This is a genomic window from Emticicia fontis (genome assembly GCF_054779675.1).
Genome location: NZ_BAAGXU010000046.1, coordinates 153,822 through 166,147, shown reverse-complemented (window position 1 = coordinate 166,147; position 12,326 = coordinate 153,822). Strand labels below are relative to the sequence as shown.

Genomic DNA, 12,326 nt, shown 5'->3' with positions numbered 1-12,326 from the left:
ACTCAATAAATTATTTGAACGCCGCAATCCCTGTAATGGCATTGCCTAAAATCAATAAATGTATATCATGTGTGCCCTCGTAGGTCACTACCGATTCGAGGTTCATCTGGTGGCGCATAATCGGATATTCACCAGTAATACCCATCCCTCCATGTATTTGTCTGGCTTCACGGGCAATTTCAAGTGCCATTGCCACATTATTTCGCTTCGCTAACGAGATTTGTGCTGAGGTTGCTTTACCTTGGTTTTTCAGATTCCCCAATCGCCAGCAAACCAGTTGCGCTTTGGTAATTTCAGTCAGCATTTCAGCCAGTTTCTTTTGTGTTAACTGGAAGGCCGCAATCGGTTTATCAAACTGGATGCGTTCCATGGCATATCTACGTGCAGAATCGTAGCAATCCATCGCAGCACCTAAAGCACCCCAGGCTATGCCGTAGCGGGCATTATCGAGGCACGACATAGGCGCTTTCAATCCATCGGCATCTGGTAAGATATTGGTTTTAGGAACCCTTACATTATCAAATACCAACTCACCCGTAATACTTGCTCTCAATGACCATTTGCCATGTATTTCAGGCGTGCTGAATCCTTCCATGCCGCGTTCTACTATCAAGCCCTTAATGCGTCCTTGTTCATTCTTTGCCCACACCACAGCTACATCTGCTTTAGGTGAATTCGAAATCCACATTTTAGAACCATTCAGAATCACATGGTCACCGTCTTCTACAAAATGAGTGGTCATGCCACTTGGATTTGAGCCAAAATCTGGCTCCGTCAAACCAAAACAACCTAAGAAATCTCCATTTCCAAGCTTAGGCAGAAATTTCTGTTTTTGTTCCTCACTACCATATTTATAGATAGGAAACATAACCAATGAGCCCTGTACCGATGCCGTAGAGCGCATCCCTGAATCTCCCCGTTCAATCTCCTGCATCATCAATCCATAGGATATATAATCCAACCCCTGTCCGCCATATTCAACCGGAATTGTTGGGCCGAAAACGCCCAATTCGCCAAATTTCTTCACAATAAACTCAGGAAATTCGCAACGTTGGGCGGCATCTTCAATAATGGGTGAGATTTCCCGCTTCACAAAATCACGAACAGCCGAGCGAATCATCAGATGCTCTTCGGTCAGTAAATCATCAATCCCATAAAAATCGGGTGATTCAAATGCATCTTTTTTACTTGAGCGATGGAAATTTTGTTCAGAGGCGATCATGTCAGTACTCTTATGGTTGATGCTTCAAATGTAAACAATCTCACAAAGTAGTCAAATGATCCTGATCACTTTTTACAATTTATCGATAGGTGTCTTCGCCTGCAAACACTAATTCTGAGAACAATTTTCAGAATTAACCTTGTTTTGATGAAAATCAGAGCTATTTTTACTGAACCAAACTGTACCCAAAATCTAAAAAATATACAATTACAGGGCTGCTGTCTGCTGTTGTTAAAAAAGTATGAAGTTTTTGCTTGTGTTACGAATGTCGCTGTGCATTCTTTTCTTTCATGCCTGTTGTCAGGCTCAGGTTAATTTTACTGATTTGCCCAAAGATTTGCAACTCTTCGCAAGAGATAATGCCAATAAAGCAATAGTCAAGCTGGCTGGTATGATTGAACCTTCCGATTTCAGGAGAATCAGTGTTTATGTGAAAAAAGACAATGCTTTCTTTTTTCATAAAGCCTCACCGCTGCGCACTAATTTTTCGCAGCCCTTTCCCTTTCAGTTTCAGGTCGAAATCTACGCTCAACCCCATGAGTATAATTTCAGTATTTATTTACACAATCCGACAGGGGATTCAGTAGAGATTTGCCGAAGAGAACGAATCGTGTGCGGAGATTTCTATGTTTTGTATGGGCAATCGAATATGATAGCTGCGGGTGGCATAGAAGAATTATATAGAGATTTTGATGATCGTTTGTTCAGAAACTTCGATTATGAAGGCACTAATTACCAGCCATCTGAATTGAAGTGGTTTTCGGGCGGGCAACCCTTTGCACATGTTGGCGGAATAGGGATGCACCTGCAAAAACTCATTCTGCAGAAATACGGTATTCCCACCTGTATCATTAACGGAGCAAAAGGAGGGTTGGGGATTCAACAATTAAGCGAAAGGATAGAGAGTAACCCGATGGCTCCGTGGACTTCCTACGGGCAATTATATGCCCGAGTTAAATACGCAAATGCCATAGGAAAAATAAAGGGAATTGTATGGCGGCATGGTGAATCAGAAGCCTGTGGGAATCCAATAGAAATAGATAATTATCCGATACATTTTGCGAATTTATATAATCACATGAAAGCAGATTTTGGTGGATGGGATAAATTCTATAATATACAATTGGCGATACAGGGATGTAGTTTTTTGGAAAAAGCAGGAGAATTGCGTGAATATATACGAAGAACCAAATATTTGTTTGATGGACTTGAAACTACAACTGCCCTTGGCATAGCTTTGGTCGATGGATTCCATCATTCAAAAGAAGGGAATCAACAATTAACCAGTGAGATTTTCAGTATGATACAAAGAGATACCTATCATGCGCCACAAAATGCTGAATTACACCCGCCTGATATTCAGAAGGTATTTTACTCGGCTGTTGATAGCACGCTTACACTCGAATTTGAACAGGGACAACAAATGCGCTATCCGGCTGATACAATGGTCGATTCAAGACTATGGCAGATGAGAAACGCTTTCTTTGTCAATAGCACAACCGATGCGAATACTTATCTGGTAGAAAGCGGAGTGGCACAGGGAAATAAAATTATACTGAAACTTAATTCTTCTATTAATGGTGGATTTTTAACTTATCTGCCATCTTATTCCAGACTTAATCCGCCTCAGCAACAGGTTCATCTGAAAAATAGCAGAGGTTTAAGAGCCCTGGCATTTTATCAGTTTCCTATTGCAAATAAATTGGTTAATTCAGAAATTGATTCAATCAGATATATCACCGAAGGGCAATTGAGACTATTTTTTAATAATGCCAATACTACCATTATTGAAAGAAGAAAAAGCACTGAAAACGGTTTTGCTGAAATTGCACGGGTCAACGGTGGTGTTTATACAGATAATTTAAATACAGATAATATAGAAAAAGTCTATTACCGGATAAAGAAGATAAACCCAACCTCAGAGTCTGATTATAGCCAGACAAAATCTATAACCTTAAGTGATTGTGCGAATAATCTGCTTGTGCTATCGGGTACTATTACCGGAACAAGCATAAAAAAGAGCCAGAAAATTGAATCAACTCAAAAAATAAGGGCCAATACCAAATATGCATTCAGCAAAAAAGTAGAATTAAAAGCAGGTTTTGAAACTACTAATAATTCTACTTTTGAGGTCAGTGTAACGGGATGCCCTGATTAATATTATATATCTAACACAACCTGATTTTTCAGGATGTCTTCCATTGTTTCACGCTTACGGATCAATTGTGCCTCGCCATTGTAAATCAATACCTCGGCCGGGCGAAAGCGTGAATTATAGTTTGATGCCATAGAGAAACCATAAGCCCCGGCATTCTTTATCACAATAATATCACCTTCTTTTACAGTCGGAATCGTACGGTCTTTCCCCAGCGTATCAGTCTCGCAGATATAGCCTACAATATCATATTTCTCTTTCTCTTCTCCTTCAGGATTCGACCCATTGATGATTTCATGATAAGCATCATACATCATCGGGCGAATCAAATGGTTTAAACCCGAATCTACCCCCACAAAATTACGTGCAGGATTATGTTTCACCACATTGGCACTTGTCAATAAATACCCGCACTCACTCACCAGAAACTTACCCGGCTCAAACCATAGCTGTACTTCTCTACCATATTTCTCACAGAATTCATTAAATACTTTCACTACGCTTTTGCCTAGTTTCTCCATATCCGTCACGTGGTCGTCTTCGCGGTAGGCTACTTTAAAGCCTGAACCCAAATCGATGAATTCCAGATTCGGGAAGTATTTGAAAGCTAAGTCGAACAGCTTCTCTGCGGCATCAATGATTACATTCGCATTTTTGAAATCTGAGCCGGTATGTTGGTGAAGACCAACTACTCTCAAATCGTATTTCTGTACAATCTCATATATTTCGTCAGCTTGCTCAATCGAAATTCCGAATTTAGAATCTTTGTGCCCGGTAGAGATTTTGATGGTACCACCCTCCATAATATGCGGATTGATACGTAAACAGATAGGCAATGAATTACCATATGTTTGTCCGAATTTCTCTAATAAGGGCAACGAATCCAGGTTCATTCTTAAACCCAGTGCTACGGCTTCCTGCACTTCGGCAAAAGCTACACCACTTGGCGTATATTGTATCTGATGCGGCTCGTATCCGGCCAGAATTGCCAGGTGAGCTTCCTGTGTAGAAACCACATCAATATCTACTCCGTTCTTTCGCATCAATTTCATTATATTGATGTTGGTAAGTGCCTTGCAGGCATATTTTAGCTTAAGGTTGGTACCTGCAAATGCCTTGCGCATCTTGCCGACTTGTTCCTCAATTTTATTGCCGTCATACACATACAAAGGTGTTCCGAATTGATTGGCTAAAGACTCAACTGTATAATTCTGAATAGAAAACATAGCTTTTGCTGTAAAAACAGCTATTTAAGAATGAATTAATGAGGTGTTTAGTACAATTGATTTTTGTAGAAATATATTAAATGATGGAGAGGAAATAGGATAATTTTAAAAATACAGACATTTGATATGATTTATACTAGGATTTCTATTGTTGTGGTAGGGGTTCAAAATTTTGAACCCCTACCAATTATCATATCATTATGTTTTTTATCAACCCCTATTTCCCAGCCAACAACACATACTATCTCTCTATTATTTACAAAGAAACACAGAGATTCATCAATCTCTGTGTTTCAATAAACTTCAGATATATTTTTTCTGATTAAAACGGCAAATCATCTTTGCTATCTTCAGCCGTAATCAAGAAATCAGGTGCCGGAGCCTTATTGGCTGATGGAGCACTTGTCTGTTGGTTTGCTGCTGCATAATATGGTTCAACCGGAGCGCCACCACCTGCTTCTTCTACTTTCCATGCTCTTACATCGGTATACCAACGTCCGTTAAACTCACGGCTTTCAATATCGAAAGATACATTTACTTCTTTGCCTACAACCAGCATTTGCTCGCTAACCTTGTCTCCCCATGCCGAGATACAAACTTTTTTAGGATATTGTCCTTCGGTTTCTATCACAAAATCCTGTTTTTTCCAGACACCATTTTTACCCTGACCTGTTTGTAGAGGCAATAACTGTACGATTCTACCTGTAATTTCCATTTGATTAAAAGTATTAAAGAATAAGGCCGCAAAGATACAAAGCAATAACAATAAATAAAACCCCAAGCAGGTAGATTAGAAAACAATTAACTGTATGGCTTTGTTAGATGCCGCAAAACAACCCAATCCGTTTCTGACATTGGTAGGTATAGGCACAGGTTCCACAAATGGGTTTCCACCCTGTCTGTTATTAATGCGCACAGCCCTATGATAATCATAATAGTTTTTATCGGTATTCAGGACTTCTAAATAAATATTGACATTTTTACCTATAACAGAGGCTTTGTATCGGTCGCCGTTATTAGTCATAACCTCATTGCTATATTGAAGAATTCCGGTAGGAGTTGAAAACACCGCTCCATCGCGGTTCGTATCGGTCTGGTATTGTGCCTGTCGGTTTTCTTCATCCCAGTAGCCTGTATAGGTAATGATTCTTTCCATTGGAATATTATACTGATTGCCGGGTGTAGGTAATAATAGCATTCTAGCATTTATACTGGCCTTCATGGTATAGTAATTTGTTTGTGAGGGAAGATCTTTCCAGTCGAAATTGATCCGGTAAGTCTTAAAACCGCCTTCTCGGAGCGTATCTATGGTATAGGCGGTTACAGGAGTAATATCTTTGGGTACTGTACAACTGGCCTCAACATTACCCTTAGGCGTTTCTGCCGTAATGGTATAAGTTTCCCCTGCTACAATCGGAAACTGGCGCGCATCCAGCATATAAAGTCCTTCACGCTTGATATAAGGGATACTAACCGATTGTTTTTTAGAGTCAGATAAAATAATAGTGGCATTTTCTATCACGCCACCTGTGTAATAAACAGTATCGTTGCCTATAATGGCATATCCATAACCGTTGTTTTTATGTATGCCCAATAAAGGACTTGATGCCGTAAGCTTTACCAGTATAGCCGTGTCTTGCGGGGTAATATAGGCGTGCAAAACCACTTTTTCTGTGCCTTTCGGTAGCTTGCTTTCGGGAATGGTAGTCACCAGACTTTCACAGGAAAATAAACCTCCTGTAATCCCTATCAATAGTATTTGAATGATATGTTTCATGTCTAATCAAAATTTAAAATTGTAGGAAAAAGCAGGCACAATCGGGAATAATGAATACTTTTTCAATACTGTTTTGGTCTCTGTCCCAGAGGTGGTATTCGCCGTTATTTCTGTTGAAAGGTCGTAAAAGAACGGATTCCGGCGGTTATAGGCATTATACAAGCTGAATTCCCAGGTACGTTCGTGGTGTTTGAGTTTCTTATGAAACTGAATCCCAAAGTCTAAGCGATGATATGCTTCTGCTCTGAACGAATTCTTTTCGCCATATTCATTTACCCGCTGGCTACTCCACTGGATACGGTCCAGAAATGTCGGGTTTCTCCGGTTATTATTAAATCGATCGGTATAGGCATCGTAGTTGGCAATAGGTAAAGTGAGTGCATTACCGGTGCCATATACCCAGGTACCCGAAAGTGTGATTCTAGGACTTAATTCATAAATCCCTACTACCGAAATATCATGTCGGCGGTCATATTTCGGGAAGAATTTCTTACCTCCATTTAGTTCAGGAAATTGCCATTGTGTCCATGATAAAGTATAACCTACCCAGCCGGAAAAACGCCCAACCTTGCGTTGCAAGAGAAATTCACCACCATAAGACCATCCTTTACCTGCTGTTACATTATCTTCCCAATTGACTTCCTGTGCGCCCAATCCATCCAGATTTAAGAAGGTTGATCCCTCTTTATAAGCCAGAATATTGTTCATGACTTTATAATATCCCTCTACCGTCAGCGTCAAATCATGCTTCGGGAAATCTTTGGCGATGCCTGCTGCCACCTGCTTCGAATTTTGTGGAGCTACCCGTTTGGTAGTAGGTACCCATAAATCGGTAGGTAAACCAATACCAGTATTTGAGAGCAGATGCACAAACTGATTCATTTCGGCATAAGAAGCTTTCGCTGATAGATTTTCTGCCAGTTTTAAAGCAGCCGAAAAACGTGGTTCCGGGCGAATATAATTACGTTGTTGCGCCAGAAAATAACTCAGGCGCATCCCTACATTCATTTTGAATTTATCGGTTACTTTCCAGACATCCTCACCGTAAATGCCTGATTCCAGCACATCAATCGGTGTCGCTTCTTTATCCAGATTCGCCTGATTGCTTTGCAACACAATAGCCGACGGAATAAAACGATGGCGGGTAGCAGCAATACCCATACGCACAGAATGCCTGTGGTCTGGGAAGTAATCAAAATCACTTTTGATTCCAATATCATTGATTCTGGAATTGTATTTCAGAGTATAATCTTCCGACGATTGTACTTTGTCTCTATAAAAACTACCGATACCAAACTGATAACGGCTTAGAATAAAAGATGTATTAGCAAAAAGCTTTTCGTTAAATAAATGATTCCAACGGGCGGTAGCCGTAATATTCCCCCAGTTCAGGTTCGATTCGTTGGTTTCAGAACTATTTTCTGAATCGGCATAGAAGCGGTCTTGTCCGAAGTAGCCACTCAGATAAACTTTATCTTTCCGCCCGAAATCATAGTTCAGTTTGGCGTTGAGGTCGTAAAAATAATAGCCCCCATTTTCTTTGCTGTCACTCTCGGCCTGAGCCTTAATAAAAGGACGGGCAATGACATCCAGATAAGTGCGTCGACCTGATATTAGAAAAGAAGATTTTCCTTTTTTGATAGGGCCTTCGAGTGTCAATCTTGAAGAAATTAGCCCGATGCCACCTTCTCCATGCAGCTTTTCTTTATTGCCTTCTTTCATATTCAAATCAATCACCGACGATAAGCGACCACCATATCGGGCAGGGAAACCACCTTTAGTAAGCTCTACACTTTTGAGTGCATCACCATTGAAAGTTGAAAAGAAGCCGAACAAGTGATTAGCATTATAGACAATGGCATCATCCAGAATAATCAGATTCTGGTCGGCACCACCGCCGCGTACATAAATCCCCGATTGTCCCTCAGAGCCTTTCTGCACACCGGGCATCAGTTGCAATACCTTCAACACATCTTTTTCGCCCAGAAAAGCCGGAATTTTCTTTATCTGATTCACAGGCAAATCTATGGTGCTCATTTGCACTGATTCACTGACTTTCTCTTCCTGTTTTCGGGCAGAAACCACTACTTCCTGCAATTGATTGGCTGGTTCTAAATCAATATTCAGTTCCAGATTTTTTTGCAGACCGATTCGTTTTTCGATGCGCTGATAGCCCACAAAGGAATAAATAACCGTAACCGAATCCTGTGCGGGAAGGGTAAGCGAATAAAATCCATAGGTATTGGAGGTAGTGGCAATAGATGAATTGGGTAGATAGACATTTACCCCGATTAATTGTTCCTGACTGCCTTTTTCACGGATATAGCCGCTTACAGTAAAGCGATTCTGTGCGAAAGTGGTGGTAGTGAGTAAGAGGAAAAAAAAAGTAAAAAGTTTATTCATAAAAGCGTTCTCGCAAGATTGACTCTTATGAATAACGAGCGTTGAGAAGCATTATTGAACATTTCAGAAGAAATAGTGTTTCCCTGAGCAACTACTCCACCTTCATAGAGAATGGCTGAAATACTTATTTAAAGAGTAAAAGTATGCCGAAGCTGATAGAACTGGCCTTGTAAGAGTCTCAGAAACAATCGTGGTCTGTAAAGTATTCTGGGAGAATTATGATGATGCACATACGCAGATATCCAGAGAAACGAACCATTATATCCTCGCAGAAAAAGACGGTGGGTTTAGTATTGTGGGATTGGTGATAACTGGGGAGTAGGCCAAGTGTCTATCAAGTGTGGCACGCGTATCCTCGTCAGAAAAAGCGCGTGTCACACTTACTTTGGACTATATAATTGCTGGTAACTCGGATTATATGTTGATAAGTAGCTTTATTCACTGAGTACTTATGCGTGCCAAACAGGTCTGTGTTTCACACAATCATCTCAATCCTATTCCCCAATACTTCACCCTGTACAGGCGTTTCTCCTTTTACTTCCCCATCAATCACTAATATAAGAGGTTCAGCCTCAATGCTGAAACGTTTGGCTTTTTTATAAATTACCAATGGTGAGTGAATATGCTTGCCTGAGAAAATTAAAGGAAATAAGCGAAGTAGATGAAAAAATGGTACGTGTTTAATGACCAGAATATCCAATAGTCCATCATCTAGTACAGCCAAAGGTGCTATTTTCATGGCTTTTCCGGTATGCTGGGTATTGCAGGCCAAAACAAAGCAGAAATTGCCTGTAAATGTCTCCTCATCCACTGTTACTTTTCCTGCAAATTTAGGATTCTTAAAGATATGGATAATGGCTGCCAGACTATATCGCAAACCACCCAGCCAACGCAGTTTCTCTGCCGTCAGGTTAATGTTCGATACCAAACCCCAGCCAATAATATTGAAGCCATAAAGCATTTTTTTGTTAACAGGAGCATTCGGGAATTCTACCCTAAAGATGTCTATTTGCTTGATATTATTCTGATGGAATTTCTGCATTGAACTTTCCCAATCCAGATTATTGATATCATGATTGAGCGCTTTCCCACCACCGCAAGGGAATAGCAGAAGGGGAGGGGTAGCGCCTTTTTCGGCAATACCATTGGTTACTTCGTGCATGGTACCATCGCCACCAAAGATGATGATTTTCTCATATTGGCTTAAGTCTTCTTTTTGTAAGAAATCAACAAAATGACCTTTATATTGACTCACAAGGGTGTTAAATTCATAGCCTGGTAAGTTTCGTTTGAGATATTCGCAGGCTGCTAGACTTTTGCCCGAACCCGAATAAGGATTAACCAGCAAAAGAAGTTTCTTAGGCATTTTACAGAAGTTTAATACAAGGTTTGTTCAGAATAGGTTAATTTTGTCGGGATTCGCGAATAATAATTTCTTAATATTATGATAAAAAAATTACATCTGCTAGTACTCATCGTTTTAATCGGTGCATCTTCGCTTTCCGCACAGATACAATCAGGGCCGATGCTGGGTTATTCTGAAATGCGTGAAGTGATGCTTTGGGTACAAACCAAAAAAGCGGCTTCGGTAAAATTTGTGTATTGGGACAAAGAAAAACCAGCCATAAAATATTCAACCGACGAAGTAAAAACCACTAAGGAGGATGTTTTTGTAGCAAAATTGGTAGCTGATGAAGTATTGCCGGGTAAAAAATATAGCTACGAAGTTTGGGTTGATAAAAAGAAAGTAGCAATCAATTATCCCTTAGAGTTCCAGACGCAAAGCCTTTGGCAATGGCGCACAGATCCACCTGCATTCAAGTTTGCAGTAGGAAGTTGTGCTTACATCAATGAAGATGGCTTTGATCGGCCGGGTACACCTTATGGTTCTGAATATGAAATCTTCACTAGCATCTATCAATCAAAGCCTGATTTTATGTTGTGGAGCGGTGATAATATCTACCTGAGAGAAGTAGACTGGAACACTAAAACGGGTATTCTGAAACGCTATACCCACACCCGTTCGTTGCCTGAAATGCAACCGATGCTAGGCAGTATACATAACTACGCCATATGGGATGACCATGATTTCGGCCCTAATGATGCCGATAGAGGTTTTGTGAGTAAAAAACAAACGCTGGATGCCTTTAAGCTTTTCTGGGGGAATCTGAATTATACTTTTAAAGACGAGGGTGTAACGGGCTCTTTCCAATGGTCAGATTGTCAGTTTTTTCTAATGGACGACCGTTGGTGGAGAACACCCAATGAACGCACTACTGGCAGCAGAGAGTATTTTGGACAAAAACAGGTTCAATGGCTGGTAGACGCTTTGAAATTCTCGAATGCGCCATTTAAATTTGTAATTGTAGGTGGACAGGTAGGTAATCCGGCGAAGATATTCGAAAACTTTGCCAATTATGAGGAAGAACGCAATCAATTATTTGATTTGATAACCAAAGAGAAAATTCCTGGTGTTATCTTTATCAGTGGAGACCGCCACTGGACATCCCTTTGCAAAGTCGACCGTCCAGGCTCTTATCCTTTATACGATTTAACCATTTCAGCCTTGACCTCAGGCCCCTCAAAACCAGTAAAAGAAGAGGCTGATGCTCCTTATGTAGAAGGTACAAGTGTTACCAAACACAATTACGGTTTATTGGAAATATCTGGCCCTCGTACTGGCAGAGTGCTAAAAATCAATGTATTGGATAAAGACGGCAAAGAATTATGGACAAAAGAGATTAAGGCTAGTGAATTGAGGTAGGATGATGGGAAATATATTGTTTTTTGTAGAGACGTAATGCATTACGTCTCATGGGCCTGTCTAATCCAACAAATGATGTTTAAAGGCAAAAAACAATAAATAATTTGTTTGACTATCGCAGGCCAATGGAAACGTAATGCATTACGTCTCTACAAAAAAATATAAAATGAACTCAAAAACAACCATAAAGCAAAAATACCTAAACCAGAGACAAACAAAATCTCTGTTAATGTTTTTACTTTATGGTTTTATTACCCTTAGCTCTTACGGGCAAAAACTCAAAAGCGATAATACCTCAAAATTCAATTTCTCCGACCTCAGCCAGAATAAAGCCTCAATAATTGTTTTTTTTGATATTGATTGCCCTATCTGTGAAAAATATACCAAACTGCTCAAAGAAATCAATCAGAAATATAGCCCGCTGGGTATCGGAGTTTATGTAGTGTATCCTCATAAATATATCGATTTAAACGCCATTAATTCGTTCAAAAAGGATTTTCAATTTGAATTACCCATTTATTTCGATAAAAAAAGAGAATTGCTTCACCGGCTCGGGGGCAGTGTAACTCCCGAAGTATTTTTGCTCAATAATCTGGGCGTAACCGTTTATCACGGAGCCATAGATAACTGGTTTTATAGCTTAGGTAAAAACAGAGCCCAAGCCACAGAAAACTATCTGCTAGATACAATTGAAGCTTTGATAAAAGGTGAAAGCGTGAAAATTAATTATCATGAAGCTATTGGGTGTGCGCTTTAGTTTATTGAGTGATTGTGTGAGT

The 12,326-nt window shown here is 40.0% G+C and carries 9 protein-coding genes; 3 read left to right on the top strand and 6 right to left on the bottom strand.

What is annotated here, in order from left to right; all coding sequences use genetic code 11:
• Positions 1-10: 10 nt before the first annotated feature.
• Positions 11-1,222 carry an acyl-CoA dehydrogenase family protein gene (locus ACYVFA_RS20345; RefSeq protein WP_460473694.1) on the bottom strand — a complete coding sequence of 404 codons (1,212 nt, stop codon included), beginning with the start codon at positions 1,220-1,222 and terminating at the stop codon, positions 11-13.
• 241 nt (positions 1,223-1,463) lie between these two features.
• On the opposite strand from ACYVFA_RS20345, the gene ACYVFA_RS20340 reads away from it, so the two are divergent.
• The gene (locus ACYVFA_RS20340) at positions 1,464-3,380 is read left to right on the top strand and encodes a sialate O-acetylesterase (RefSeq protein ID WP_460473693.1); all 1,917 of its coding nucleotides are present in this window, start codon (positions 1,464-1,466) and stop codon (positions 3,378-3,380) included.
• Positions 3,381-3,382: 2 nt separating this feature from the next.
• Here ACYVFA_RS20340 and lysA read toward each other — a convergent pair whose 3' ends face one another.
• The 5 genes from lysA to ACYVFA_RS20315 all read right to left on the bottom strand — a co-directional run bounded on the left by lysA (position 3,383) and on the right by ACYVFA_RS20315 (position 10,149).
• Complete coding sequence (lysA, locus tag ACYVFA_RS20335) at positions 3,383-4,603, bottom strand: diaminopimelate decarboxylase family protein (RefSeq protein ID WP_460473692.1); 1,221 nt, start codon at positions 4,601-4,603, stop codon at positions 3,383-3,385.
• Positions 4,604-4,925: 322 nt separating this feature from the next.
• Entirely contained in the window at positions 4,926-5,318 is a 393-nt protein-coding gene (locus ACYVFA_RS20330; protein ID WP_460473691.1) for a DUF3127 domain-containing protein, read from the bottom strand.
• Positions 5,319-5,393: 75 nt separating this feature from the next.
• Positions 5,394-6,380: a DUF4249 domain-containing protein gene (locus tag ACYVFA_RS20325; protein WP_460473690.1), complete on the bottom strand. Its 987-nt coding sequence runs from the start codon at positions 6,378-6,380 to the stop codon at positions 5,394-5,396.
• Positions 6,381-6,386: 6 nt separating this feature from the next.
• Positions 6,387-8,783, bottom strand: a complete 2,397-nt coding sequence (locus tag ACYVFA_RS20320; RefSeq protein ID WP_460473689.1) for a TonB-dependent receptor — start codon at positions 8,781-8,783, stop codon at positions 6,387-6,389.
• 475 nt (positions 8,784-9,258) lie between these two features.
• On the bottom strand, positions 9,259-10,149 hold the full coding sequence (locus ACYVFA_RS20315; protein ID WP_460473688.1) for a diacylglycerol/lipid kinase family protein: 891 nt from the start codon (positions 10,147-10,149) through the stop codon (positions 9,259-9,261).
• Positions 10,150-10,227: 78 nt separating this feature from the next.
• On the opposite strand from ACYVFA_RS20315, the gene ACYVFA_RS20310 reads away from it, so the two are divergent.
• On the top strand, positions 10,228-11,547 hold the full coding sequence (locus tag ACYVFA_RS20310) for an alkaline phosphatase D family protein (protein WP_460473687.1): 1,320 nt from the start codon (positions 10,228-10,230) through the stop codon (positions 11,545-11,547).
• A gap of 229 nt (positions 11,548-11,776) precedes the next feature.
• Complete coding sequence (locus ACYVFA_RS20305) at positions 11,777-12,304, top strand: thioredoxin domain-containing protein (RefSeq protein WP_460473686.1); 528 nt, start codon at positions 11,777-11,779, stop codon at positions 12,302-12,304.
• Positions 12,305-12,326 lie beyond the last annotated feature (22 nt).